Annotated in this window: 25 protein-coding genes; 12 read left to right on the top strand and 13 right to left on the bottom strand. The window is 63.7% G+C overall.

Annotated elements, in window-relative coordinates:
- Positions 1 to 155: 155 nt before the first annotated feature.
- The 7 genes from BLV07_RS18620 to BLV07_RS18590 form a co-directional block, all read right to left on the bottom strand.
- Positions 156 to 1,553 carry an NAD(P)(+) transhydrogenase (Re/Si-specific) subunit beta gene (locus BLV07_RS18620; RefSeq protein WP_091888214.1) on the bottom strand — a complete coding sequence of 466 codons (1,398 nt, stop codon included), beginning with the start codon at positions 1,551 to 1,553 and terminating at the stop codon, positions 156 to 158.
- A gap of 39 nt (positions 1,554 to 1,592) precedes the next feature.
- The gene (locus BLV07_RS18615) at positions 1,593 to 1,910 is read right to left on the bottom strand and encodes a proton-translocating transhydrogenase family protein (protein ID WP_091888212.1); all 318 of its coding nucleotides are present in this window, start codon (positions 1,908 to 1,910) and stop codon (positions 1,593 to 1,595) included.
- An 11-nt stretch (positions 1,911 to 1,921) separates the two neighbouring features.
- A complete protein-coding gene (locus BLV07_RS18610; RefSeq protein ID WP_091888211.1) occupies positions 1,922 to 3,049 on the bottom strand; it encodes a Re/Si-specific NAD(P)(+) transhydrogenase subunit alpha in 1,128 nt (375 codons plus the stop codon).
- A gap of 140 nt (positions 3,050 to 3,189) precedes the next feature.
- Complete coding sequence (locus BLV07_RS18605; RefSeq protein WP_008136857.1) at positions 3,190 to 3,342, bottom strand: aa3-type cytochrome c oxidase subunit IV; 153 nt, start codon at positions 3,340 to 3,342, stop codon at positions 3,190 to 3,192.
- A 97-nt stretch (positions 3,343 to 3,439) separates the two neighbouring features.
- Entirely contained in the window at positions 3,440 to 3,826 is a 387-nt protein-coding gene (locus BLV07_RS18600) for a type II toxin-antitoxin system death-on-curing family toxin (protein ID WP_091888209.1), read from the bottom strand.
- Complete coding sequence (locus BLV07_RS18595) at positions 3,823 to 4,089, bottom strand: AbrB/MazE/SpoVT family DNA-binding domain-containing protein (RefSeq protein ID WP_091888207.1); 267 nt, start codon at positions 4,087 to 4,089, stop codon at positions 3,823 to 3,825. The genes BLV07_RS18600 and BLV07_RS18595 overlap by 4 nt, the downstream gene beginning before the upstream one ends.
- Before the next feature lie 106 nt (positions 4,090 to 4,195).
- Complete coding sequence (locus BLV07_RS18590; protein ID WP_091888205.1) at positions 4,196 to 6,148, bottom strand: M3 family oligoendopeptidase; 1,953 nt, start codon at positions 6,146 to 6,148, stop codon at positions 4,196 to 4,198.
- A 127-nt stretch (positions 6,149 to 6,275) separates the two neighbouring features.
- Between BLV07_RS18590 and BLV07_RS18585 the strand changes: the two genes are divergently transcribed.
- The 3 genes from BLV07_RS18585 (at position 6,276) to BLV07_RS18575 (ending at position 12,191) form a co-directional block, all read left to right on the top strand.
- On the top strand, positions 6,276 to 7,772 hold the full coding sequence (locus BLV07_RS18585; RefSeq protein WP_091888203.1) for a sigma-54-dependent transcriptional regulator: 1,497 nt from the start codon (positions 6,276 to 6,278) through the stop codon (positions 7,770 to 7,772).
- 347 nt (positions 7,773 to 8,119) lie between these two features.
- On the top strand, positions 8,120 to 10,294 hold the full coding sequence (locus BLV07_RS18580; protein ID WP_091888201.1) for a L,D-transpeptidase scaffold domain-containing protein: 2,175 nt from the start codon (positions 8,120 to 8,122) through the stop codon (positions 10,292 to 10,294).
- 286 nt (positions 10,295 to 10,580) lie between these two features.
- Positions 10,581 to 12,191, top strand: coding sequence for a peptidoglycan L,D-endopeptidase MepK (locus BLV07_RS18575; protein ID WP_244551140.1), 1,611 nt, complete (start codon positions 10,581 to 10,583; stop codon positions 12,189 to 12,191).
- A 54-nt stretch (positions 12,192 to 12,245) separates the two neighbouring features.
- Here BLV07_RS18575 and BLV07_RS18570 read toward each other — a convergent pair whose 3' ends face one another.
- From BLV07_RS18570 to BLV07_RS18560, 3 genes are all read right to left on the bottom strand, one after another.
- The gene (locus BLV07_RS18570; protein WP_091888197.1) at positions 12,246 to 14,009 is read right to left on the bottom strand and encodes an adenylate/guanylate cyclase domain-containing protein; all 1,764 of its coding nucleotides are present in this window, start codon (positions 14,007 to 14,009) and stop codon (positions 12,246 to 12,248) included.
- Positions 14,010 to 14,095: 86 nt separating this feature from the next.
- Positions 14,096 to 14,368 (bottom strand): DUF2312 domain-containing protein, encoded by a 273-nt coding sequence (locus BLV07_RS18565; protein WP_018641571.1) that lies wholly within the window; start codon positions 14,366 to 14,368, stop codon positions 14,096 to 14,098.
- 194 nt (positions 14,369 to 14,562) lie between these two features.
- The gene (locus BLV07_RS18560) at positions 14,563 to 14,868 is read right to left on the bottom strand and encodes a DUF1244 domain-containing protein (RefSeq protein ID WP_091888195.1); all 306 of its coding nucleotides are present in this window, start codon (positions 14,866 to 14,868) and stop codon (positions 14,563 to 14,565) included.
- A 169-nt stretch (positions 14,869 to 15,037) separates the two neighbouring features.
- On the opposite strand from BLV07_RS18560, the gene BLV07_RS18555 reads away from it, so the two are divergent.
- Complete coding sequence (locus BLV07_RS18555) at positions 15,038 to 15,631, top strand: DUF1036 domain-containing protein (RefSeq protein ID WP_091888194.1); 594 nt, start codon at positions 15,038 to 15,040, stop codon at positions 15,629 to 15,631.
- Positions 15,628 to 17,064 (top strand): pyruvate kinase, encoded by a 1,437-nt coding sequence (gene pyk / locus BLV07_RS18550; RefSeq protein ID WP_091888192.1) that lies wholly within the window; start codon positions 15,628 to 15,630, stop codon positions 17,062 to 17,064. The genes BLV07_RS18555 and pyk overlap by 4 nt, the downstream gene beginning before the upstream one ends.
- Positions 17,065 to 17,211: 147 nt before the next feature.
- Here pyk and BLV07_RS18545 read toward each other — a convergent pair whose 3' ends face one another.
- Together BLV07_RS18545 and BLV07_RS18540 are read right to left on the bottom strand one after the other, a co-directional pair.
- Complete coding sequence (locus BLV07_RS18545; protein WP_091888190.1) at positions 17,212 to 17,892, bottom strand: TetR/AcrR family transcriptional regulator; 681 nt, start codon at positions 17,890 to 17,892, stop codon at positions 17,212 to 17,214.
- A gap of 451 nt (positions 17,893 to 18,343) precedes the next feature.
- Positions 18,344 to 18,508 carry a Flp family type IVb pilin gene (locus BLV07_RS18540; RefSeq protein ID WP_014492421.1) on the bottom strand — a complete coding sequence of 55 codons (165 nt, stop codon included), beginning with the start codon at positions 18,506 to 18,508 and terminating at the stop codon, positions 18,344 to 18,346.
- 389 nt (positions 18,509 to 18,897) lie between these two features.
- On the opposite strand from BLV07_RS18540, the gene BLV07_RS18535 reads away from it, so the two are divergent.
- The 5 genes from BLV07_RS18535 to BLV07_RS18515 all read left to right on the top strand — a co-directional run bounded on the left by BLV07_RS18535 (position 18,898) and on the right by BLV07_RS18515 (position 25,118).
- A complete protein-coding gene (locus BLV07_RS18535; RefSeq protein WP_091888188.1) occupies positions 18,898 to 20,388 on the top strand; it encodes a hypothetical protein in 1,491 nt (496 codons plus the stop codon).
- Positions 20,389 to 20,590: 202 nt separating this feature from the next.
- On the top strand, positions 20,591 to 22,168 hold the full coding sequence (locus BLV07_RS18530) for a sensor histidine kinase (RefSeq protein WP_091888186.1): 1,578 nt from the start codon (positions 20,591 to 20,593) through the stop codon (positions 22,166 to 22,168).
- A gap of 316 nt (positions 22,169 to 22,484) precedes the next feature.
- Positions 22,485 to 23,228, top strand: a complete 744-nt coding sequence (locus BLV07_RS18525; RefSeq protein WP_176945622.1) for a protein-L-isoaspartate(D-aspartate) O-methyltransferase — start codon at positions 22,485 to 22,487, stop codon at positions 23,226 to 23,228.
- Positions 23,229 to 23,608: 380 nt separating this feature from the next.
- Positions 23,609 to 24,391, top strand: coding sequence for a nucleotidyltransferase family protein (locus BLV07_RS18520; protein WP_091888182.1), 783 nt, complete (start codon positions 23,609 to 23,611; stop codon positions 24,389 to 24,391).
- Positions 24,392 to 24,395: 4 nt separating this feature from the next.
- Complete coding sequence (locus tag BLV07_RS18515; protein ID WP_091888180.1) at positions 24,396 to 25,118, top strand: metallophosphoesterase family protein; 723 nt, start codon at positions 24,396 to 24,398, stop codon at positions 25,116 to 25,118.
- Positions 25,119 to 25,190: 72 nt separating this feature from the next.
- Here BLV07_RS18515 and BLV07_RS47630 read toward each other — a convergent pair whose 3' ends face one another.
- Complete coding sequence (locus BLV07_RS47630) at positions 25,191 to 25,442, bottom strand: hypothetical protein (protein ID WP_176945621.1); 252 nt, start codon at positions 25,440 to 25,442, stop codon at positions 25,191 to 25,193.
- A gap of 11 nt (positions 25,443 to 25,453) precedes the next feature.
- On the opposite strand from BLV07_RS47630, the gene BLV07_RS18510 reads away from it, so the two are divergent.
- Together BLV07_RS18510 and BLV07_RS18505 are read left to right on the top strand one after the other, a co-directional pair.
- Positions 25,454 to 25,729 (top strand): hypothetical protein, encoded by a 276-nt coding sequence (locus tag BLV07_RS18510; RefSeq protein ID WP_143035449.1) that lies wholly within the window; start codon positions 25,454 to 25,456, stop codon positions 25,727 to 25,729.
- Between the two features lie 177 nt (positions 25,730 to 25,906).
- The coding region (locus BLV07_RS18505; protein WP_143035448.1) for a transposase at positions 25,907 to 26,206 on the top strand (300 nt) is incomplete at its 3' end.

The following is a 26,206-nucleotide window of genomic DNA, read 5'->3' as shown; positions in this document are numbered from 1 at the left end:
ACATCGGGCCGGAGGCTGGCCGGAACATCGCGGCAGCCGCACGCCGCCTTGTGGGCGGCATGCCAGGCAACGCGCTGCGCGCGCGTCGCTTTGGGCGGCATGCGATGGGACCGGTGCCATTCCTTGTTGATGGCCACGGTCCGTTTACTTCCGCACTACATCGCCTTGACGATGTTCTCGGTGACCTTCTTGGCGTCGCCGAGCAGCATCATGGTGTTGTCGCGATAGAACAGCGGATTGTCGATGCCGGCATAGCCGGAGGCGAGCGAGCGCTTGATGAACATCACGGTGCCGGCCTTCCAGACCTGGAGCACCGGCATGCCGTAGATCGGCGAGGTCTTGTCCTCTTCCGCCGCCGGATTGGTGACGTCGTTGGCGCCGATCACGAAGGCGATGTCGGCCTGCGCGAATTCGGAGTTGATGTCCTCGAGCTCGAACACCTCGTCATAGGGCACGTTGGCTTCGGCGAGGAGCACGTTCATGTGGCCGGGCATGCGGCCGGCGACCGGGTGAATGGCGTATTTCACCTCGACGCCTTCCTTCTTCAGCATGTCCGCCATCTCGCGCAGCGCGTGCTGGGCCTGCGCCACCGCCATGCCGTAACCGGGCACGATGATGACTTTGGAGGCGTTCTTCATGATGAAGGCAGCATCGTCGGCCGAGCCGAGCTTGGCGGGCTTCTGTTCGCCTGTAGCCCCGCCGGCGGCCGCGGTCTCGCCGCCGAAGCCGCCGAGGATGACCGAGATGAACGACCGGTTCATCGCGTGGCACATGATGTAGGACAGGATCGCGCCCGACGAGCCGACCAGCGCGCCGGTGATGATCAGCGCGGAGTTGCCGAGCGTGAAGCCGATGCCGGCCGCGGCCCAGCCGGAGTAGGAGTTCAGCATCGAGATCACGACCGGCATGTCGGCGCCGCCGATCGGGATGATCATGAGCACGCCGAGCAAGAGTGCCAGGATGACGTTCAGCCAGAAGAACACCGGGCTGCCGGTCATCACGAGGCCGACGATGCACACGACGAGCGCAATCGCGAGCGCGATGTTGATGAGGTGCCGCGCCGGCAGGATGATCGGCGCGCCGCTCATGCGGGCCGACAGCTTCAGGAACGCGATCACCGAGCCGGTGAAGGTCAGCGCGCCGATGGCGACGCCGAGCGACATCTCGACCAGGCTCTGGGTGTGGATGTGACCGGGCGTGCCGATATCGAAGGCTTCGGGCGCATAATATGCTCCCGCCGCGACCAGCACCGCGGCCATGCCGACCAGCGAATGGAAGGCGGCGACCAGCTCCGGCATCGAGGTCATCGGCACGCGACGGGCGATCACCGCGCCGATGCCGCCGCCGATCGCGACGGCGAGGATCACGAGCACCCAGGCCACGCCGTCGGCTGGCGGATGGCTCGCGAGCGTGGTGCCGACCGCGATCGCCATGCCGATCATGCCGAACAGATTGCCCTGGCGCGACGATGCCGGGCTCGACAGCCCGCGCAGCGACAGGATGAACAGCACCCCCGCCACGAGATACAAGAATGCAGAGAGATTGGCGCTCATCTCAGGTCCCCATTAATCCCTTCAGCCCGAGGTGGCCGCTTACTTCGACTTCTTCTTGTACATCGCCAGCATGCGCTGGGTGACAAGGAAGCCGCCAAAGATGTTCACGCAGGCGAAGATGAGCGCGACGAAGCCGAAGCCGCGCGCCCAGCCCGAGCCGCTCGAAACCATGCCGACGCCGACCGCGAGCAGCGCGCCGACCACGATCACCGAGGAGATCGCGTTGGTCACGCTCATCAGCGGCGTGTGCAGCGCCGGCGTCACCGACCACACCACGAAATAGCCGACGAAGACAGCGAGAACGAAGATCGACAGCCGAAAGATGAAGGGGTCGACGACCTGTGCAACATGCTCCATGGCGGCTCTCCTTAAACCTTCGGCTGGAAGTTCGGATGGATCACCGCGCCGTCCTTGGTGAGCGCGGTGGCCTTGACGAGTTCGTCGTCCCAGTTGACGGCGAGCTTCTGCTCCTTCTTGTCGACCATGGTCTCGATGAAGGAGAACAGATTGCGTGCGTAGAGGCTGGAGGCCGAGGCCGCGACGCGCCCGGCGACGTTGGTGTAGCCGACGATCTTGATGCCATCGAGGTCGACGACCTCGCCGGCCTTGGCACCCTCGACATTGCCGCCGCGCTCGACGGCGAGGTCGACCAGCACCGAGCCCGGCTTCATCGACTTGACCATGTCAGCGCTGACGAGCTTCGGCGCCGGCCGGCCCGGGATCAGCGCGGTGGTGATCACGATGTCCTGCTTCTTGATGTGCTCGGCGGTGAGCGCGGCCTGCTTGGCCTGATATTCCTTGGACATCTCCTTGGCGTAGCCGCCGGCGGTCTGCGCGTTCTTGAACTCCTCGTCCTCGACGGCGAGGAATTTCGCACCGAGCGACTCGACCTGCTCCTTGGTGGCGGGCCGCACGTCGGTCGCGGTCACGACGGCGCCGAGACGGCGCGCGGTCGCGATCGCCTGGAGGCCGGCGACGCCGACGCCCATCACGAACACCTTCGCCGCGGGCACGGTGCCGGCCGCCGTCATCATCATCGGGAAGGCGCGGCCGAAGGCCTCGGCGCCCTCGATCACGGCGCGATAGCCGGCAAGGTTGGCCTGCGAGGACAGCACGTCCATCACCTGCGCGCGCGTGATGCGCGGCATCAATTCCATCGCGAAGGCGGAGACGCCGGCATCGGCCATCGTCTTCAGCGAGGCCTCGTTGCCGTAGGGATCCATGATGGCGATGACGAGCGCACCGCGCTTGTATTGTGAAAGCTCCGACGCCTCGGGACGCTTCACCTTGATGATGATATCGGCGTCCTTGAGCGCATCGGCGCTGACAGTGGCGCCCACGGCGGTGAATTCGGAATCCGGCAGGCCTGACTTGATGCCGGCGCCCGGCTCGACGGCGATCTCGGCACCGAGCGCCTTAAACTTCTTCACCGTATCAGGCGAAGCGGCGACCCGCGGCTCTGACGGATCGATTTCCTTGGCAACGGCGATCTTCATAGGTCCTCCGGCGGCGCGGGACAGCGCACGCGCAAACTAAGCGTAACTCCCGCAGCGTTCGATACCGGTTCTGGGACCGGTTTGTATGCAAGTATTCTGGGCAGCTGCTGCCGCTGGCGTGTGCAGCTACCGAAGACGGATCAGGTGAGGAAAATCGCCATCAGGATCACGATGAGCGCGACCGAGGCCGTGCCGTACTTCACCAGCTTGATGAAGCCCTCATAGGTCTGCTCGTGCGCAACGTAGTCGTTGCCGTCGGCGGTGGTGTACGCCACTTCGCTATGGTCAGCCATGGATTGTCCCCAGTCGAAAGTCGAATTCTGGGGCTGGGATACCGCAAAGTTTCGGGCAGGGCAACGGCACGCGGGCGCGGTTTTTCCGCAAATCAGGTCATTTGGAATTCCAATTGTCGCGGATCCAGCGCGTGAGGCCCTGCTCGCTGACTTCGCCCGCAGCGAGCGAGAGGATAATCGCGGCCGCTTCCGCCTCGGGCACGATGAAGTCGATGCTGTTCACGCCGAGAAATGTGTACAGCGCAAGGAGTGACATGCGCTTGTTGCCGTCAACGAAGGGACGGTTGCGTGCGATGCCGAAAGCGTAAGCGGCCGCCAACTCAGCGAGATCGGCGTTCTCAGAAGACCATTTGTTCCTCGGCCGATCGAGCGCAGGGTCCAGCATACCCTCATCTCGCAAGCCACTTGCGCCGCCATGGATCACGAGCTGCTCGTCGTGGATCGCAATGATCATTCGACGCGTCAGCCAGAACGGCTCGCTCATTTGGCCAGCTCGGCGAGGGCGTTGTGATAACGCTTGATGCCTCGCCGCGCGACTTCCATCGCTTTTTCAAAATCAGGATCATGAGGCGTCAGCAAGACGCCACCGTCCGGTTGCTCGACCGGGAACAGTTTGTCGCCCTCTCTGAGATTCAGACGAGCAGCAAGCTCCTTCGGCAGGATAACGCCGATCGAATTTCCGATCTTGCGCACCTGAAGCACGGTGGAGGCGCTCTTCAAATCCTTCGGATCCGCGTTCTCGCCCATAGCCGCACCTCATTACTCGTTATACGTTTGTATAACGTCTTTGCGACCCACCGTTCAACAAATGTTTTATGCCTTCCTTGCCTACAAATGAGGCAGGCTCGCCCCTTCAGCCCATCGCCTCCAGCTCGTCGATCATCCCGGCGATGACGCTGAGCCCGCCGTCCCAGAACTTCGGGTCCTTCGCGTCGAGCCCGAATGGCCGCAGCAGCTCGGAATAGTGCTTGGTGCCGCCCGCGGCGAGCATGTCGAGATAGCGCTCGGCAAAGCCCTCGGCCGCATGCTCGTAGACCGCATAAAGCGAGTTCACGAGACAATCGCCGAACGCATAGGCGTAGACATAGAACGGCGAGTGGATGAAGTGCGGGATGTACATCCAGTAGTTCTCGTAGCCTGCCTTGATCTCGATCGCGGGCCCGAGGCTCTCGCCCTGCACCGACAGCCAGATCTCGCCGAGCCGCGTTGCGGTGAGCTCGCCGTTCTTGCGCTCGGTGTGGACCGCGCGTTCGAACGAATAGAACGCGATCTGCCGCACCACGGTATTGATCATGTCCTCGACCTTGCCGGCGAGCAGCGCCTGGCGCTGCTTTGCGTTCTTGGTCTGGGCAAGGAGCCGCTTGAACGTGAGCATCTCGCCGAACACGCTCGCGGTCTCCGCCAGCGTCAGCGGCGTCGGCGCCATCAGCGCTCCGTTCTTCGCGGCGAGCACCTGATGCACGCCATGGCCGAGCTCATGGGCAAGCGTCATCACGTCGCGCGGCTTGCCCTGATAGTTCATCAGCACGTAAGGATGCGCCGACGGCGTGGTCGGATGCGAGAACGCGCCGGGCACCTTGCCCGGACGCACCGGCGCGTCGATCCAGCGGTCGGTGAAGAAGCGCTCCGCGATGTCGGCCATCTTAGGCGAGAAGCCGCGATAGGCCGTCAGCACCATGTTCCGTGCATCGGGCCAGCCAATGACGTCGGTCGCGGCAAAGGGCAGCGGCGCGTTGCGGTCCCAATAAGCCAGCCGCTTCTTGCCGAACCACTTCGCCTTCAGCGCGTAGTAGCGATGCGACAGCTTTGGATAAGCCGCGTGCACGGAAGCGACCAGGGCGTCCACCACCTCGCGCTCGACGCGGTTGTTGAGGTGGCGGGAATCCGCAACGTCCTGAAAACCTCGCCAGCGGTCGGAGATATCCTTGTCCTTCGCGAGCGTGTTGGTGATCAGCGCAAAGGTGCGCTCATTGGCCTTGAAGGTTTTGGCCAGCGCCTCCGCTGCGCTCTTGCGCTTGGCGCCGTCGCGGTCCTGCAGGAGATTCAGCGTCGGCTCGATCGCGAGCTCTTTGGCGCCGACCTTGAAGCGCAGGCCCGAGATGGTCTGGTCGAACAGCCTGTTGAAGGCGGAATAGCCGGTCTGCGCCTTCTCCAGGAAGAGCTGCTCGAGCTTGTCGTCGAGCTGGTACGGCTTCTCCTTGCGCAAATCCTCGATCCAGGGACGATAGTGCGCGAGCTCGGCGGCCTGCATCGCGCGGTTCAAAATATCGTCATCGATCCGGTTGAGCTCGAGCGCGAAGAACAGAAGATGCGTCGACGCCGCCGTCAGGCGCTCGGACACGTCGCCGTAAAACTTTGAAATCGCAGGGTCCACGCTGTCGCCGGCATGGACCAGGCCGGCATAGGAGCCGAGGCGGCCGGCGAGATCATCGATTGCCTCATAGCGTCGCACGGCTTCCGCGAGCCATTTTCCGCCATCTTCGTTTGCTGTCCCTGTCGCGAGCTTGCCCTTGTAGTCGGTCTCGAACGCGACGCAATCGGCATCCATCTTTTCGAGATCGCGCGCCACTTCCGGCGCATCGATCCCGGAATAGAGATCGGCCAGGTTCCACTCGGGAAGCTTGCCGGTCTTGCTCGCAGGCTTTGCAGGTGAAGGCTTTGCGGGTGAAGATTTGGCGAGTGAAGGCCTGGAGGACTTTGCCTTGACGGCGGATTTCCTGGTGCTCGGCTTGCGAGGAGCGGGCTTGCTGGAAGCGGCCTTCTTGAGAGCAGACTTTTTGAGAGCGGGCTTGGAGCGCGAATTCATTGTGTGGGAAACCTGTGTTCAACAGTCGCGACGGCGGGCGTGGGCATCAAGGTTTAAGAGTGCGTTAATCGGCTTCGGCCAGAGTGCCCCGATTCGAGACAGATAGTTGTAGCGTGCAGGGAACACCATGGCTGCCAGTATTTTGATCGCCGACGACGACGCTGTAGCCCGCCGGCTGGTCGAAAACATGGTGCAGAAATGCGGCTATGAGACGATCGTCGTGGAGTCCGGCGACGCTGCGATCGCCGCGCTCACCGCACCCGACGCCCCGGCCATCGACGGCGTCATCCTCGATCTCGTGATGCCCGGCCTCGACGGCATGGGTGTGCTGGCGAAAATCCGCGAAGCCGGCCTCAGCATCCCCGTCATCGTGCAGACCGCGCATGGCGGCATCGACAACGTGATCTCGGCGATGCGCGCCGGCGCGGCCGATTTCGTCGTCAAGCCGGTCGGCCTCGAGCGACTTCAGGTTTCGCTGCGCAACGCGCTCAACGCCTCCGCGCTCAAGGGCGAATTGCAGCGCATCCGTCACAGCCGCGAGGGCCGGCTGACCTTCTCCGACATCATCACCCGCTCCGAGGCAATGGCGGGCGTGATGCGCGCCGCGCAGAAGGCGGCGAACTCCTCGATTCCCGTGCTGATCGAGGGCGAGTCCGGCGTCGGCAAGGAGATGTTCGCGCGCGCCATCCATGGCAGCGGCGAGCGCAAGGCAAAACCTTTTGTCGCCGTGAATTGCGGCGCGATTCCCGACAACCTCGTCGAGTCCATCCTGTTCGGCCACGAGAAAGGCGCCTTCACCGGCGCCACCGAGCGGCACATGGGCAAGTTCGTCGAGGCTCATGGCGGCACGCTGTTCCTGGACGAGGTCAGCGAGTTGCCGCTGACCGCGCAGGTCAAGTTGTTGCGCGCGCTTCAGGAAGGCGCGGTCGAGGCGGTCGGCGGCCGCAAGCCCGTCAAGGTCGACGTGCGCATCATCTCCGCGACCAACCGCAAGCTCCTGGAGCGGGTGAAACAGGGACACTTCCGGGAAGATCTGTTCTATCGCCTGCACGTGCTGCCGCTGACGATCCCGTCGCTGCGCACCCGGCGCGAGGACATTCCGCATCTGCTGCGGCATTTCCTCGCGCGCTTTGCCGCCGAGGAGAACCGCCCCATCACCGGCATCAGCGGCGAGGCGGTGGCGCACCTCGCCCAGCTCGACTGGCCCGGCAACATCCGCCAGCTCGAAAACGCGGTCTACCGCGCGGTGGTGATGAGCGACGGCGACCAGCTTGGCCTCGGCGATTTCCCCCTGCTCGCCTCGCAGCCGCATCCCGCAGCCGACATTCCGACTGCGCCATTGCTGCTCGAGCCGATCGCGGCGCCTTCCTTGGTATCAGGTAACGAAATACCGATCGCTCCCTTCCCGTCAGCGGGAACTCTCTCCATGCTGACCGCGAGCGGCGATGTCCGCCCGCTGGAGGACATGGAGAACGAAATCATCCGCTTCGCGATCTCGCATTATCGCGGGCAGATGTCCGAAGTCGCCCGCCGCCTCAAAATCGGTCGGTCCACGCTCTACCGCAAACTCGACGAAGCAGGCGTGCCTGGCCATGGCGGAAAAAGCGACGAGGAGACGCACTGAGCCGTATCTGAACAGCGGCTTGGCCGATGTTGCGACGAAGCCGCAAGCCCTTCGCATCACGGCGAAATTTGGCCGCGACGTGAACCGTGACCTGGAAGTGACAGACACAGGGAAAAGCGCGTGGGGCAAGCGCATAATCCGTTGCCAAAGAGGCTGCCTTGACGTCAGTTTGTCGTGAGTTGTCCCGGGTAGCGCTGGCCGCAAAAGCGGGGCCTGTATATCGTCTGCGTATGAATCGTTGCGTGCAGGCGTGCGACATTCGAGAGGCCGGCGCGGTTTAGCCGAAGATTTAGAGACGATAACGAAGCTGTTCCACGAGGGACAGTTCACCCGAGGGGTGTGACACAATGCGTGACTGTTTGAACCACCGTGCAGGCTTTGACCGTGTCTTGATGACGGTCGCGGCGACCTTCCTCACGGTGTCGGCCAGCTCAGCCCTGGCGCAGGATCAGACGCGCAGCAGCGCCGCCGAGCTCGCGATCGAAGCCGCGATCCCGCGCCCCGAGCCGGCCAACGTCCCGCCTCCGACCGCTTCCGACATCAAGCTCGACACCACCGCCACCATCCCGGACTCTGCGAAAGAGCCCGTGAAGGCCGAAGTCGCACCGGCGCCCGACAAGGTCGAGACCAAGCCTTCCGACGTTGCCACCTCGCCCGCCACCGAGGCGCCGAAGAACGAGACGGCCAAGACCGAACCCGCGAAGACCGAACCCGCGAACACAGAACCCGCCAAGGCCGACACTGCGACGGCACCTGCTGCGACTCCGGCCGCCGAGCCGGTGAAGGCCGCGAGCAACGTTCCCGCTGCCGACCAGCCGGTCGCCGACAAGCTCAGGGACATCATCGGCGCCAAGACCTCGCGCAATTTCGACCGCAAGAACGAGCGCGCCGCGATCGAGAAGTTTTACGCTGCGCGCGATTTCGCGCCGGTCTGGACACAAGGCGGCAGCCTGACCGCTGCGGCCAAGGGCGTCATCGCGCGGCTGAAGGATGCAGCCTCCGACGGCCTCAACCCCGCCGACTATCCGGTGCCGGATTTCGCCACCGCCACCACGCCCGATGCGCTCGCCGATGCCGAGCTGAAGCTCACCGCCAGCATGTTTGACTATGCGCGGCAGGCCCAGAGTGGCCGCATGCACTGGTCGCAGGTCAGCGGCGACATCCTCTATCCCGAACATCCGGTCGACCCGAACGAGGTGCTCGCCAAGGTCACGACCGCGACGGACGCCTCCGCGGCGCTCGACAGCTACAATCCGCCGCACAAGCTCTACAAGGAGCTGAAGGCCAAGCTCGCGGAACTGCGCGGCCAGGGCAACGGACCCGTGATCGAGATCGCCGACGGTCCGGCGCTGAAATACACGCCGGCCGGCAAGAAGCAGGCCGAGATCGTCGTGGAAGATCCGCGCGTGCCACAGCTGCGCGCCAAGCTCGGCATCACCGAGAACGCGAATGACCCCCGCTATGATGCGGCGGTCGCCGATGCCGTGCGCAAATTCCAGAGCGGCGTCGAGATGAAGGCGACCGGCATCCTCGACGACAAGACCGTCAAGGCGCTCAACACGCCCAAGCGCGACAAGCAGATCGACGTGGTGCTGGTGAACATGGAGCGCTGGCGCTGGCTGCCGCGCGACCTCGGCGCGCCCGCGCTGCGCGATGCCTATGTCATCCTCAACATTCCCGACTACACGCTGAAGGTGATGCAGCGCGGCCAGCAGGTCTGGACCACCCGCGTCGTCACCGGCAAGCCTGGCACGCATGCCACCCCGCTGCTCAGCGAGACGATGAAGTACATCACGGTCAATCCGACCTGGAACGTGCCGCCGTCGATCGTCTACAACGAATATCTGCCGGCGCTTCAGCAGGACCCGACCGTGCTTCAGCGCATGGGCCTCAAGCTCGAGCAGAACCGCGACGGCTCGGTGCACATCTCGCAGCCGCCGGGTGAAGCCAACGCGCTCGGCCGCATCCGCTTCAATTTCCCGAACAAGTTCCTGGTCTATCAGCACGACACGCCGGACAAGCATCTGTTCGCCAAGGAAGATCGCGCCTTCAGCCATGGCTGCATGCGCGTGCAGAACCCGGATCAGTACGCGTCCGTGCTGCTCAACATCACCATGCCAAGCGACAAGTACACGCCGGAGCGCGTGCGCAGCATGTACGGCAAGAGCGAGATCGACCTGAAATTCCCGACCCCGATCCCGGTCAACATCACCTATCAGACCGCGTTCGTGGATGACGCCGGCAAGCTGCAATTCCGCAAGGACGTCTATGGCCGCGACGCAACCATGATCAACATCCTGAAGAACAATCGCGGCAAGGACCTCGAGGCTATCGTGGCGCATTCCCAGCCGAGCTATTCGCGCCCGGCGACGACGCTCCCCTCCGGCGTGGCGGTGGCCAACAATGGCGGCGGCTTCGGCTCGTCTGGGCCAAACTTCTTCGAGCGGCTGTTCGGAGCGCCGGCCCCGACCCAGCCGCCTGCGCCAGTCGGCCGTCGTCTGCAGCGGGTGTTTACCCGCTGAGCCCGGCTGAGCGCCTAGTCCACAAGAATTCTGCAATGAAATCAGCGGCCCCGTCCTCTGGATGGGGACGCTTGACGTTAACCGTTCTCCAGCCGGGCCCCAGAGAGCGGGCGTTTTTTTGCCACAGTCAACCGTTTAGGATCATATTCTGACTTGGTTTGGGGGCGGGAAGGTCAACCTCGAATTAACCTTCTCGCTTTAAGAAAGCGTTCACCCTCTTTCGCGCTGCTAACGGGGTTGGCGGGAGAGTCCATTTTGAACGCTCGTCGACTGGGTGGGCTCATACGTGCTGACTGGTCTCGCACGCCAATTCGCTGTGCTGTCGTTGTCCCATGCGGGAGTGAAGGCCGGATCCCGGATCGGCCTCGCTTCCGTATTGCTGCTTGCCGCCGCAGGTTCGGTTCATGACGCCGCCGCGCTGAACGAAACCAAGACGCTCTCCTTCCATCACACCCATTCCGGCGAAGACCTCACCGTCACCTTCAAGCGCGACGGCCGCTATGACGAAGCCGCGCTGAAGCAGCTCAACCACTTCCTGCGCGACTGGCGCACCCAGGACGAGACGGTGATGGACCGTCGCCTGTTCGACATCCTCTGGGAAGTCTATCGCGACGTCGACGGCAAGCAGCCGATCCAGATCATCTCCTCCTACCGCTCCCCCGCCACCAACGCCATGCTCCGCCGCCGTTCCTCCGGTGTGGCGCGCTTCAGCCAACACATGCTGGGCCATGCGATGGACTTCTATATCCCCGGCGTGCCGCTGGAGCAGATCCGCTTCGCCGGCCTGCGCCTCCAGCGCGGCGGCGTCGGCTTCTATCCGACCTCCGGCTCGCCCTTCGTGCACCTCGACACCGGCAGCATCCGGCACTGGCCGCGCATGACGCATGACCAGCTCGCCCGTGTCTTCCCCGACGGAAAAACGGTGCATCTGCCGACCGATGGCGTTCCGCTGAAGGGCTACGAGCTCGCCAGGGCCGAGATCGAGCGGCGCGGTAGCGGCGACGATTCCGGCAGCAAGACGAATTTCTTCGCCGCCTTGTTCAAGGGCAAGTCGGCGGCTCCGGCCGCCAGCAGCGACGAGGATGACGAGGGCGCACCGGCCGCGGCCGCGAAACCGTCCGCGCCGACCGTGGTCGCCGCCGCGGCCAAACCCGCCGAGCCGGTGCCGACGCCGCGCGCCAAGCCGCAAATCGCCGCCACGCTCCAGCTTGCCTCGGCCGATGCGCAGATCGTTGCGCCGCCCAAGCCGAAGCCCGCGCCCGTGGCTGACAAGCCGGCGGCCGGCAAGCCCGAGACCCCCGCCGACATCATCAATGCCCGCGGCTTCTGGGATGATATCCCGGCTGCGCCGCAGCAGGCGACACCGGCGCAGGTCGCCGCGTTGAAGGCGCGCCAGGCGCTCGCCGCCGCCACCGATCCGCAAGCCACCGCGAGCATCTCCAGCGCGGCCTATCAGGCGCTGGCCTTTGCGCCGGCATCCGCCTCGCCGGTCGATCGGGCCAACGTCGTCGCCGCCTCCGCGCCGATCCCGCGCTCCGCTCGTCCCGCTTCCGCGACGCGCAGCCTCGCTCAGGCGACGGAGATCAACACGGTGGTCGGCAAGAGTATCGACGGTAGGATCGCAACCGCGACCCGACTCTCCGCGGCCAAGGGCGACAGCATCTGGCTCAAGATCGTGATGCTGTCACCGAGCGCCAGTCGTGCGATGTCGGTGACGCTGATGGGCGAGCTCGATACGGCGGCGCTGCGCCGCTTTTTCGTCAAGCCGCAGGCCGTGATCGCGATGGGTTTTGTCGAGGACCCGATGCAGGGCCTGTCCTGCGACAGCTTCTCGGGCAGCGCGACCGCAAAGCTCCAGACGACGTCCTTCGTCGTGCGTACCGCCGCGCTGCGCTGAGAGCCGCGGCCCGGCAAAGCTCTCCCCTGCCCCGTTCTTCCTCGCGCGCATCGATCATGCCGGCAGGCCAGCCCTGACGAGGCCGGATTCGTGACGCTCGCGATCGATCTCGCGCTTGTAGTGCAGGGTTGCAAGATAGGTTGCCACCGAGAACCCGGGTTCGCGCTTCAGGACCTCCGCGGCGTGAGCGCCAGCCGCGACGGCATTGTTCATCTGCGCGAATATCGCTGCAAGGAATGCGTGATGGGTATAGTCGGGCCGCGTGATCCTTGAAAACGCCTCGGCGGCCTCGGCGTATTTCTCCGCACAATAATACGCCCGACCGAGATGGCTCCAAAATCGCTCGGGATGATGAGGGTTGAGGCGCATCGCTTTCCTGATCCAGTCGATGCCCTCCTCAGGCAAGCCCAGCCAGGTCAGGAGCTCTCCCTGCTGCACGACGATCAGATCGTAGTTCGGGTTGAGGGCCAGCGCACGCTCCTGATGATAGGTGGCCTTTTCATAGTCGTGGCGCGTCAGATTGAGCGCGGCGAGGATCCGGTGCACGTCCGCATCGTTGTCGTCGAGCGCCAATGCGATCTCGAGTTCAGAAGCCACCTGCTCGAAGGTCGCGTCGCGGTCAGCGCACCAGCCATAGATCCAGCACTGGCCGAGCACACACGCCTTCCAGGCGTGAGCGTGGGCGTAATTCGGATCCATTGCCAGCGCCCGGTTGAGCAGGGTCTGCGCCTGCGCGTTGTCCTCGCGTGTTGAACGGTGATGCAGCAGCTTTGCAGCCAGCACGCATTCGTAAGCGCGCATGTTCTCGGTCGGCTTCCGCTTGGTGCGGTCATGCGCTGCCGCTTCCACGCGACCAGGCAACGTCGCGACGATTGCGCGGGTCATCTCGTCCTGGATGGCGAAAATATCCTCGAGCTCGCGATCGTAACGTTCGGCCCAGATATGGCGGTCGGTTTCCGCGTCGATCAGCTGCACGGTGACGCGGACGCGCCCCCCGGCCTTCCGCACGCTGCCCTCGATGACATAGTCGACGCCGAACTCGCGGCCGATGTCCTGGACCTTTACAGCCTTGCCCTTGTAAACGAAGGTTGAGTTTCGCGAGATGACGAGCAAGTCGTGGAAGCGCGAGAGCTCGGTGATGATGTCTTCCGTGAGACCGTCGGCGAAGAACTCCTGTTCCGGATCGCCGCTCATATTGGCGAACGGCAGCACGGCGATGGACGGCTTCTTTGAGACAACCGGTGACGTAACAGCCTTGGTCGCGTCGGGCAGGCTTGCAGGCCCCTCCGCCAGCCGAATGCGGAAGACTCGGATCGGACGCGTGATGTTCTTGACGCTCTGCTCGCCGAGATCGTCGAATTGAACTCCGTCGAGCCGGTCGCCAACCTGATCGCGCACCGCGCCTGAAACGCAGATCCCTCCAGGCTCGGCCAGCGTTTCCAGTCGCGCCGCGACGTTGACCCCGTCACCGAAAATGTCGTCTTGATCGACGATGACATCGCCGAGATTGATGCCGATGCGGAATTGTATCCATCGCGGCGGCGGGACGTCGGCATTGCGCCGCGCCATGCGGCGCTGAACCTCGGCGGCGCACAGCACGGCATCGACGACGCTGTGGAATTCGGCGAGCATGCCGTCGCCAGTCGTCTTGATGATGATGCCGCGATTTTTGGCAATGGCCGGATCGATGAGCTCGACCCGGTGGGTCTTGAGGCGCGCAAGGGTACCCGCCTCGTCGACTTCCATGAGCCGGCTAAAGCCGACCATGTCGGCGGCGAGGACCGCGGCAAGCCTGCGCTCTGGTCCCGGCACATCCATCGCTCGGTCCCTTCACCGAGCACTCTAGCAGATGAAGGGACTTCGCCCAAGCTTGGTGCGCTGCAACGCCTACCAGGCGAAACGCCTCAGAGCATTCCCAGCGCCTGCATGTAGGTCTCGAGAATGGTCTCGGCCTCGGCGCGCTCGTTGGGGTCCTGCTTGCGCAGGCGCACGATGGTGCGCAGCGCCTTGACGTCGTAGCCGTTGCCCTTGCTCTCGGCGTAGACGTCGCGGATGTCGTCGGAGATCGCCTTCTTCTCTTCCTCCAGCCGCTCGATGCGCTCGATGATGGATTTGAGCTGGTCCTTGGCAAATTTCGTCGCGGGCTCGTCGTCGCGGACGGCGGCGGAGGTGGCCATCTTGGTACTCCCAATGGAACTGGCAAAACGAGGTGACGCCGGCATCCTCACCGCGCGTGCTGGGTAGACCCTTAGGGTTGGCGCCCTCCGCGTTCAAGGCAGCATCGCGCTCGTCCACAGCGCGCCCACACCTTCCTGCAGCGAGGCGAAGAAAGCTGTTGTGTGGCGCGACTCAGCAGGCCGCAGGCTGCCGTTCAGTGCCCGTGGGGATGGACCTTCTTCATCGCCTCGATCTGCTCGGGCGTGGCCGTGCCCTGGTATTTCGACTTCCAGGTCTCGTAGGGCATGCCGTAGACGGCTTCACGGCTCTCGTCCTTGCTTAAAGCGGCGCCTTGGGCGTCGGCGGCGTCCTTGAGCCAGTTGGACAGGCAGTTGCGGCAGAAGCCGGCCAGATTCATCAGGTCGATATTCTGGACGTCCGTCCGCGTCCTCAAATGATCGACCAGGCGGCGGAAAGCGGCCGCCTCGAGCTCCGTTCTGGTTTTGTCGTCGATTGCCATAACTGGATTCCTTAAGACCTGCCCCGATGGCGGTCACCCTTACGGGATCAGGTGGGTCCTGTCACAGATTTTGCCATATCACAGCGCAAACGGGCCGAAACCCCGGCCTTGGGTCAGTTCCCGGCCCCTACGCCAAATCGTCAATGATCTGATATAGCTTCTCGCGACTATGATCGCCGAATCTCCCCGCTCCCTCCTTCGCATGCTCGCCCGGTTGGTCCCGGTGCTGGCGGTCGCGCTGCTGTGCCTCTGGACCAGCCCGGCGTCCGCCGATTTCCGCCTCTGCAACAACACGTCGAGCCGGGTCGGGATTGCGCTGGGCTACAAGGACGCCGAGGGCTGGACCACCGAGGGCTGGTGGAACATCTCGTCCCGCTCCTGCGAGACTTTGCTGCGGGGAACGTTGGTCGCCCGTTACTATTACATCTACGCCATCGACTACGACCGTGGCGGTGAATGGTCGGGTCAGGCCTTCATGTGCTCGCGCGACAAGGAGTTCACCATCCGCGGCACCGAGGATTGCCTGGCGCGCGGCTACGACCGGACCGGCTATTTCGAGGTCGATACCGGCGAGCAGCGGGCCTGGACGGTCCAGCTCACCGACGCCAACGAACAGCCGGCGCAGCAGCGCGTGCCCGGCCTGCCCGGCCCGGTCGGTCCGGGCGGGGTGCCGGGTTTGCCCAATAGCCCGCCCGGTGGTACGCCCCCCGCGCCTGGCCTCCCGCCAGGCGCTGCCCCGCCCCCGTCTGGAAGTAAGCCATGAGGCGTCTTCGCCGTATCAAGATTCTCGCGACCCTGGGACCCGCCTCTTCAGACCTCGCGATGATCCGCCGCCTGTTCGAGGCCGGCGCCGACCTGTTCCGCATCAACATGAGCCACACCCCGCACGACAAGATGCGGGAGCTGGTGGCGACGATCCGCAACGTCGAAAGCAGCTATGGCCGGCCGATCGGCATCCTGGTCGACCTCCAGGGCCCGAAGCTCAGGCTCGGCGCCTTCACTGACGGCGCGGTCCAGCTCCAGAACGGCCAGACCTTCACCCTCGATTCCGACAAGGCGCCGGGCGATGCCACGCGCGTCCACCTGCCGCATCCGGAGATCCTGGCCGCGCTCCGGCCGGGGCATGCGCTGCTGCTCGACGACGGCAAGGTGCGGCTGATCGCGGAGGAGACCTCGAAGGAGCACGCGGTGACGCGTGTCGTGGTCGGCGGCAAGATGAGCGACCGCAAGGGCGTCAGCCTGCCCGACACCGACCTGCCGGTCTCGGCCATGACGCCGAAGGACCGCGCCGACCTCGAGGCGGCGCTCGTCACCGGCGTCGACTGGATCGCGTTGTCCTTCGTGCAGCGCGCCGACGACGTGCTCGAAGCCAAGAAGATGATCCGCGGCCGCGCCGCCGTCATGGCCAAGATCGAGAAACCGCAGGCGATCGACCGCCTCGCCGACATCATCGAGGCCTCCGATGCCCTGATGGTGGCGCGCGGTGATCTCGGCGTCGAGCTGCCGCTGGAGCGGGTGCCGAGCCTGCAGAAGCAGATGACGCGGATGGCGCGCCGCGCCGGCAAGCCGGTGGTGATCGCGACCCAGATGCTGGAATCGATGATCCAGTCGCCGGTGCCGACCCGCGCCGAAGTCTCCGACGTCGCCACCGCCGTCTATGAGGGCGCCGACGCCATCATGCTGTCGGCGGAATCGGCGGCTGGCAAATTCCCGGTCGAGGCGGTCTCGACCATGAACCGCATCGGCGAGGAGGTCGAGCGCGACCCGACCTATCGCTCGGTGATCATGGCGCAGCGCCCCGCGCCGGAATCCACCGCGGGCGATGCCATCGCCGACGCCGCGCGTCAGATCGCCGAGACGCTCGACCTGCCCGCCTTGATCTGCTGGACCAGTTCGGGCTCGACCGCCGTGCGCGTCGCGCGTGAGCGGCCGAAGCCGCCGATCGTGGCGATCACGCCGAACATCTCGGCCGGCCGCCGCCTCGCCGTGGTCTGGGGCGTGCATTGCGTTGTGGCCGAGGATGCGCGCGACCAGGACGACATGGTCGGCCGCGCCGGCCAGATCGCGTTCCGGGACGGCTTCGTCCGCGCCGGCCAGCGCGTCATCATCGTCGCCGGCGTGCCGCTCGGCATCCCCGGCACCACCAACATGGTGCGCATCGCCTCGGTTGGCCCCGAGGGGGACGCCCATATCTGATGTCCGGCCGCTCAAACAAAAACTGCGAAAACAACCCCATTCACAGTAGACGGCGCATTCGGCGCCCGTGCTGCGGTTTTTCGAAAAGCCCTGTGCGACCAACGGCCTGAGCGCAATGAGGCCCCGCCCCGGGCCGCACGGCGACTTCTACGCCCCCACCAGCGCCTTCGCGGTCGGTAGCAGCGTCTGCTGCACCACCAGACCCCTGGCGCGGGCGTCCATGACGCCGACGGCGCGCAGCGCCAGCAGCGTCACGGTCTGCACCGCATCGCGCATCTTGACGGGATCTTCGAGATTGTCGGGCGCGAGCGGCCCGACCAGGGCCTCATGAAGCGCGCCGAGCAGCGCCGTGGCGGCGAGCGCGGTATCCTGCGCCGGCAGATGGCCGGCGCGCACGGCGGCATCGATCCGCGAGGCGATCTCGCCCGCGATCTCGCGCCGGCTGGCAAGACGCGAGGCGCTGACATCGACATCGACGGGCTCGGCCAGGATGCCCCAGGCCAGCCTGCGCTGCGACAGCGTATGGACCGCCACGGTGGTCACGGCAGCCGCCAGCGCCGAGGACGGCCCCGGCGCAGCGTCGGCCGCCCGCCGGATCGCCGCGAGCTCGTCGCGGGAGACCTCGGCGATCAATTCGGAGATCAGCTCGGCCTTGGAGGGGAAGTAGCGGTAGACCGTGCCGGCCGCGACATTGGCGCGGACCGCGACCGGCGCAATCTGCACCGCCGCCATCCCGCCCTCCGCCGCAGCCTCCCGCGCCGCGGCCAATATCGCACTGCGCCGGGCCGCAAGGCGCTTCACCACTTGATGCGTCCGCCGATAAACCATGGCGCGCTTCCTGTCCCACACGCCAGCCACACGCCCTGCGGCCGAACGCTTCGTCACTGCAAAGATACAAATCGCCCCGCAAAGACTGAACAACTATTCAGGGTGGATGACAAGATGCAAATGCGTGGAGCGTCACAGCGAACGGGCTGGAGCGCCAGCCGGGCCACGAAGGCGACAGCGCGATGAGATCAGGCTTGATGGCCTGCCGCACAACAACAATAGGTGCGCTGGGGTGGGTGTCCCGGCAATCAATAGCCCAAGACCCAAGAGGAGAGAGCCCTCACCCGGCGCTTCGCGCCGACCTCTCCCGCAAGCGGGAGAGGTTAAAGGAGCTTGCGGCGACCCAAGCGATTCCGCCTGAAGCCCCCGCTGTAACGCCGCGAGAAGCGACACCCAAAAGAAAAGAGCCCCGTCCAGGACGGGGCTCTCGAAATTCCTAAGTCGTCCAGTTTTACTTCAGGCTGCTCGAGATCGAGCCGAACTTGGTGTTCAGCGAGCTGCCGAGGTTGTTGACGACGGTGATGATCGCGAGCGCGATGCCGGCGGCAATCAGGCCGTATTCGATGGCGGTGGCGCCGGATTCGTCTTTCACGAAACGCGAAACGAGGTTCTTCATAGACTGCTCCAAAGATTAAACGGGGCTACAAACTGGTCTGGTCTTTTCGGCTTCCCAGCGCCGCCCGACCATGAAACCGAACCTAGAGGCAAAGAATTTCGCCGCAGTTAATTCGACTGCGGAAACACGGAGCGGTTTGCGTGTATTCGTCGATGGTAAATCGAAATTGAAAACAATCGGTTAAATTGTCGGGACATGAAATCGGCCCGGCGCCGCCGATTTACCCGAAGTTATGACCGCGCATGGTCCAATGCCGTCCGCTCGGCCTGAAGCGCGATGAGATGAATCGTTCATCGCGCTTCAGGTTATTGTTTGAGCATGACCTTCCCGGAAAACCGCGACACACTTTTCCGGATCATGCTTGGACCGACACAGGACCACGAGGCGGCATGTCCCTTTCCTTTGCCAACAGCATTGCGGTGCAGAGCCGCGCGCGCGCCCTGGTGCCGTTGTGCGTCGGTGCAGGCACCTATCTGTTCTTCCTCTTTGTCAGCGACACGCTGCTTCAGGACTCCGACTCGTTCTGGCAGATCAAGATCGGGCAATGGATCCTCGACCACGGCGCAATGCCGTACACGGACTTCTATTCCTTCACGCGGACCGGTGCGCCCTGGATTTCGACGTCGTGGCTGTCGCAGGTGATGTTTGCGTTCTCCTACACGCAATGGGGCTGGGCCGGGCCAGTGATCCTCACCGCGATCGGGATCGCGCTCTCGACCGCGATCTTCGTCTATTTGTTAGATGCGCAGATCCAGGCACCGCGCGCGGTGCTGTTTGCGATGCTGGCGCTGCTGTTGTCGCTGCATCACGTGCTGGCGCGTCCGCATATCCTGGCGCTGCCCGTCATGGTGGCGTGGGTCGGCCTCTTGATGGCGGCGGCCGACCGCAGGAGCGCGCCGTCCTGGACCTGGCTGCCGCTGATGGCGCTCTGGGCGAATTTGCACGGCGGCTTCGTGCTGGGCCTTGCGCTGATCGGTCCGATCTCGCTCGAGGCGGTCGAGCATGCCGAGAAGGGACGACGGCTCCAACTGTTCCTGCGCTGGGTGCTGTTTGGCGTCGGCGCATTGATCGCGAGCTGCTGCACGCCTTATGGCTGGCGGACGCTGATGGGCGCAACCAACATCCTCAGCCTCGGCGAGCTGCTGTCGCTCATCTTCGAATGGATGCCGGCGAACTTCGCCACGTTCACATCATTCGAGGGCGCGCTGCTCGGCCTCATCGCGCTCGGTTACTATCGCGGCGTCGTGCTCTCGGCGCCCAGGATCTTCCTGATCCTGTTCCTGACCTGGAGCGCGCTGACCCATGTCCGGAGCATCGAGGCCTTTGCCTTCCTGGTGCCGCTGGTGCTGGCCAAGCCGCTCGGCGAGATGTTTTCGCGGCCGCCGGCTGACGCCACTGGCGCCGACCACGGGCCGGCTCGCTACGTCACCGCGCTCGGCGCACTGATGATTGTCGCCGCGAGCTGGACCTCGACCTCGCTCTATATGGGGCATCACCGCTTCGGCTTCACGATGACGCAGACGCCGGTTGCAGCGGTCGACCTGCTCGAGCAGCGCAAGGTGCAACGCATCTTCAACGCCTATCAGTTCGGCGGCTATCTGATCTCGCGCGACATCCCCGTCTTCGTCGACGGCCGCGCCGAGCTCTATGGCGAGAAATTCGTTATGGACTTCTTCAAGGCGACGGAGGGCAAGAAGCCCGAGCTGCTGCCGCGCCTGCTCGACGAATACAAGATCGACGCGACGCTATTGGTCGCCGATGCGCCGGGCCCGCAGATCCTCGACCAGCTCAAGGGCTGGAAGCGGATCTATGCGGATGACATCGCAGTGATCCATGTGCGGGAGAATGACGAGCGTGGGGCCGCGACGCTGTCGAAATGAGGATGTAAGTCCAAGCCGCGCTTCCAAATGAGAGCTCCGCTTCCAGGTGTGGAGCGGACTACTGCAGGCACGGCGGCCATTTCGCCGTTTGACCCAACTCGGACGTTAAGCGGCTAGTCTGCGGCTGACTGGGGCGAATCCGCCCCTTCCGTTCCGATGGCCAAGACAGATAAGATGCCCGCTCTCGACCCAGGGGCCGGAAATGACGCGCGTGGTAAAGACGGGCAACAAGGCAGCCAAGGCGAGAGCCCGCAGGAGAAGTGCGCCAAAAGGTCGCAAATCGGCCAAGACCAAGTGCGGGATAGCCCCATCTGTCACTCGTCGCGAGGCAGTTTCGGTTGCCGATCTACAGGCGCAGCTTGAACGTCGGACTGTAGAGCTGGATCAAGCGCTGGAGCAGCAGACCGCAACTTCGGAAGTGCTGCAAGTCATATCCAGTTCGCCTGGTGAGCTTGGGCCGGTGTTCGAGGCCATGCTGGAAAATGCCGTGCGCATCTGCAGCGCCAGTTTTGGGACGCTGCTCCTATACGAAGGCGACAGGTTGCGGCGGGTGGCGCGAATGGCCGCGCAAAACGTGCCGCAATCGTATGCGCCCGACCAGGAAACGCCGCCACACTTCATCGTGCCGTTTGATGGGGCGCCTTCGCTGGGGCGCCTCGTCGAGACCAAGGCGCTGGTTCACATTGCCGATATTGCCACCGAGTATCCCGACGATCTGATCTACAAGGTCGCCGCAGCCCGCACCGTTCTGATTGTGCCGATGCTCAAGGAGAGCGAGCTTGTCGGCGCCTTTGCTGTCTACCGCAAGGAGGTGCAAGAGTTCAGCGACAAGCAGGTCAAGTTGCTAGAAAATTTTGCGGCACAAGCGGTGATCGCCATCGAGAACACGCGGCTGCTCCGCGAGCTGCGCGAGCGCACTGACGATTTGACTCGTTCCCTCGACGACCTGCGCGCCGCGCAGGATCGCCTGGTGCAGACCGAGAAGCTGGCGTCGCTCGGCCAGCTCACCGCCGGCATCGCGCACGAGATCAAGAATCCGCTCAACTTCGTCAACAATTTCTCCGCGCTCTCGGCCGAGCTCACCGACGAGCTGAACGATACGCTGAAAGCCGCCGCTCTGAACGACAAGCTCCGCGAGGAAGTCAACGAACTGACGAAGTTGCTCAAGGAGAATCTGGAAAAGATCGTGCAGCACGGCAAGCGCGCCGACTCCATCGTCAAGAACATGCTGCTGCATTCCCGCGAGGGGCCGGGTGAGCAGCGGCCCGCCGACATCAATTCGCTGGTGGATGAAAGCCTCAATCTTGCCTACCACGGCGCACGCGCCGAAAAGCCCGGCTTCAGCATCACGCTGCAGCGCGACTTCGATGCGAATGCGGGTGCGGCCGAGCTGTTTCCGCAGGAGATCACGCGAGCGTTGCTTAATCTGATCTCGAACGGTTTCTATGCCGCGACTAGGCGAAAGGCCGAAGCAGCCGACGATACCTTTGAGCCTGTCCTTAGCGCTGCCACCAAGAACCTTGGCAAGACAGTCGAAATCCGGATTCGCGACAATGGTGTCGGCATTTCGCCCGAAGTCAGAGAAAAGATTTTCGATCCCTTCTTCACCACCAAACCGGCCGGAGAAGGAACGGGGCTCGGCCTCTCAATGACCCATGACATCATTGTCAAACAACACGGCGGCAGGATCGACGTCGAGACCGAGCCTGGCGCATTTACTGAGTTTATCATTACCCTGCCGCGCGGCGACGGCACCGCATCCGGCCAGCGGCCGGAATGATTGCTTATGGCCCAAAGACGAAGATCGCGATTGCGGCCGGCACGTCAGCAGCCGGGGCCGGACCGGACGTGGTAATCACGTGGCCAAACCGACGCGAATGACCCGCAACGGACGTTAGGTGAGGAATCCCGCTTGAGAGCATTTTGGTCGGCAATGCGTGCCCTTCCAGATAAAGTGATGGATCGTGACCGCTGGAGGGCCCCATGACGCACTGCGGTCGTTCGCCGGACGCCGTGTTTCGCTGAGGTGATGCGTCGAATCGGCTCATTGCGCTCGAGCGCTCGACGTGAGCCCATTACTTCTCGGAGAGCGCACGATGAAGGCCTTGCTGCTGCTCGTGTTTGCCATGGTTGTCGTGGCCCGGGAAGCGACCGCTCAGGACGCACCAAAGGACGCGCAATGCGTCCGCGAGCGCGTCGCCATGGTCGAAACCATCCGGGCATACGCCCGATCCGCCGCCAGTGCCTTGGGACAGCAAGGCCTGTCGGAGAGTGTCCTTGAGGCCATGGAGCAAACGAAACGCCATCTATTCATCCCCGAGCAGTCTTGCTCCACCGCATACGCGGACAGACCGATGCCGATCGGTCTCGGGCAGACCATATCGCAGCCGTACATCGTGGCCTTGATGACCCAATTGGTCGAGGTCGCGCCGGATCACGTTGTGCTGGAAGTGGGGACGGGTTCGGGCTATCAGGCCGCCGTCCTTGCGCACCTGGCGCGAAAGGTCTGCACCATCGAGATCATCCCGCAATTGGCCGAGACCGCCGCGAAAACATTAAGAGACCTCGCGTATGACAACGTGAGCGTCAAGCTTGGCGACGGATACGATGGCTGGCCCGAATGCGGTCCTTTTGACGCCATCGTCGTGACTGCCGCGCTCGGGCAGCCACCGCCGCCCCTGATTGAACAGCTTAAAGTAGGTGGCCGGCTCGTTATGCCGGTGGGACCCGGTTACACCACTCAGCAGCTCACGGTCGTCGAAAAAATCGCCCCCGACAAGACGACGACGCGCGCCGTCGCCCTCGTGCGCTTTGTCCCCTTTACGCGTTCACAAAACTAGGCTCGCAAACGTCCCGTTCTTGCTGAGCCGGAATTTGTCGAGGCGGCTGGCGCCTCGCGCGAATGTCCGCCTCGGACCTCTGGTGAGGTCGGCTATCGCGCCGCTATCAGGGGTATAGCGGACCTCACCGCATACGCCCATGTTGTCGACCGCCGTGCGCAGATGTTTGACGCGCTTCTCTGGCTCGCTGAAGACGTACCGAATTTGAAGACGAATCAATTCCTCAACGTCGCCAAGGCACGCTGAAAGCGAAGTCCATCGACCATTGCGAACCGGTTTGTTGCCGGTGGGACCTAGGGCGCGCGGAACTTTGCATGGTCTATTCGATTGTCGAACAGGGACCCTCATGGCCGAAGCCGATGAGCTTCGAGTGAACTATTATGGCCAAGGAGACCACTGGATCGATAGAGACGATCGCTGCGGCCGCCGAGCCGACCGTGCCATCGGCCCGCGCCGAGGTGTTTTACACTCAGGCCTTGCGCGAGCTCGCGAAGCTGGATCTGCCGTTTCTTTTGGCCGGCACGTATGCTGTCAGCGCCTATACCGGCGTGGTGCGCGCTACCAAAGATCTCGATATCGTGTGCAAGCCGACTGACTATCCACGTGTTCTCAACCACTTCCGCAACCTCGGGTACACCGTCGCAATCGAGGACGAACGCTGGCTCGGCAAGGTCTTCCAGGACGAGCACTTTTTCGATGTGATCTTCGCTTTCTGGCATGGCATGGCTCCCGTGACCGACCAATGGTTCGAATCCGCGCCGCGCATCGAAGTGTTCGGTACGCCGATGCGCATCATCGCCCCGACGGAGTTGATCTGGTCCAAGGCCTTCGTCCAGCTGCGGCACCGTTACGATGGCCCGGATATCGCGCATCTCATTCTCAAGCAGCACGATCAGATCGACTGGCGGCGTCTGCTTGCCTACATGGAGCTGCATTGGGAGGTGCTTCTGGCACATCTACTCAACTTCCGCTGGGCCTATCCGAGCGAGCGCGATTGCCTGCCGCGCTGGCTGATGGACGAACTGGTCGCCCGCCTGAAGACCCAGTTCGAACTTCCTCCTCCGCGCGTGAAGATATGTCGGGGGCGCCTGTTTTCGCAGGTCGATTATGCCCCGGCCGTTGAGGAATGGGGCTTTGCCGACGCAGACCAGGATAGCGAGTAGCGCGATGTCCGAAAAACCCGACACGCTCACCTTCGCTGCCATTGGCGATCTCCACGTTAAGGAGGACCGCACGTTGTCCTTCCGGGAACTCTTTGCCGAGCTCTCGACCAAGGCCCGGGTGCTGGTCCTTTGCGGCGACCTCACGGACCTCGGCAAGCCGTCCGAAGCGGAACTTCTGGCGGAGGATTTGCGCGCCTGCTCCATTCCCGTTGTCGGCGTGCTCGGAAACCACGACTACGAGTCCGGGCAGACTGAAGACGTAAAGAGCATTTTGAAGGGCGCCGGAATGCACCTGCTCAACGGGCAGTCGTACGAAATCGATGGCGTCGCCTTCGTCGGCGTGAAGGGCTTCATCGGTGGGTTCGGCCGCCGCATGCTCGCTTCGTTCGGCGAGGCCGTCGTCAAGAGCCTGGTCGCCGAAGCCGTCAACGAAGCGACGCGCCTCGAAAATGCGATGCGCGCGGTGGCGAGCAAGCAGGCTGTTGTCGTCCTTCACTATGCGCCGATTCTCGATACGGTTGAAGGCGAGCCGCTGGAGATTCTTCCGTTCCTCGGCTCGTCACGCCTCGGCGAAACGATCGATCGATTTACGGTGAGTGCGGTCGTTCACGGCCATGCTCATCAGGGTCGCTATGAAGGCCGCACGCCCGGAGGCGCGCGGGTTTACAACGTGGCGCGGTCAATCGAGAAGCCCAGCGGTCGACCCTACGCCTTGATTCAGGTTTGAGGCGGGCTGCCACGGCGAAGCCCGGGGGCTCCGAGCTCTTTGACGCTATGGACCTCGATATTGGGCGTTTCGTTAATGCGCAGTGTCGAAGTTGGCCTGCTCGACGCGACCATTCTTGACCGTGATCTCGCCATAGAGCGCCGCGGTCGCGCCGAAAATGATTCCGCTCTCGGCGATAAACGCGCGCGCGGGAGCAGCAGTTTTTTGCAGGGGCGCGTGCGCAGTCATGAGTGTAAGCGAAGCGGATTGTTTCGAGGTGCTGTCCTCAAAGGGACTCACGTAGAAACAACGGCTCGGTGAGTTCGCGGCGATCATTGCGTACATTGGAGGGTCTCATGCGATTCGTTCTCCGTGTTCTCGCCGCATCCGTGGTTCTCGTCTTCTATCTTCCCGTAATCTCGGGAGTCACGCTTGCGATTGCTGATGCGACTGGCGGGTTGCCGGGCACTCTCACCGGCTGGTGGAAGTATATCGGCGATGTGATCGCCGAAGGCGCTGGCTTTTCTGCAAGCTACAAAGAGAACATGTTCACTATATGGGGCATCGCGGCGCTCCTCAGCGTCATCGGTCACACACTGCTTTCGATTTCCAGGGCGTGGATGCATCGATGAGGAATTTCGGGAAACCCCGCTGCTTGCCTGAACGCATCCGAAGGGAATGACTGCGCGGTCGTGTACCAGATCGCTCGCGGCCTGCGAGGCTGTCCGCTTCTGGCCCAGGCTGTGTGAAAAGGCTCTGTTTGCTGTGATTCGGGCGATAAGATTCCCTGCGATTTTGCGGGGCATCTGATGAAGCGCTTTGTTGAAGGGTTGGATCGGGGGCAGAGCACGCTGTTTCCGTCGTCGCTCGATGACTATGTGAGCGGGGATAATCCGGTCCGAGCGGTCGACATATTCGTCGACGGTCTCGATCTGGATAAGCTCGGCTTCGTTGGCGTCCAGCCACTCGACACGGGGCGACCCGGCTACCATCCCGGCATGATGCTCAAGATCTACATCTACGGCTACCTCAATCGCGTGCCGTCGAGCCGACGGCTGGAGCGGGAATGCCAGCGCAATATCGAGATGATCTGGTTGACCGGGCAGCTG

The sequence above is a fragment of the Bradyrhizobium sp. Rc2d genome (genome assembly GCF_900099855.1).
Taxonomy (GTDB): domain Bacteria; phylum Pseudomonadota; class Alphaproteobacteria; order Rhizobiales; family Xanthobacteraceae; genus Bradyrhizobium.
Note: the sequence above shows the minus strand (reverse complement) of the source record. Positions and strands in the feature narration are given on the sequence as shown.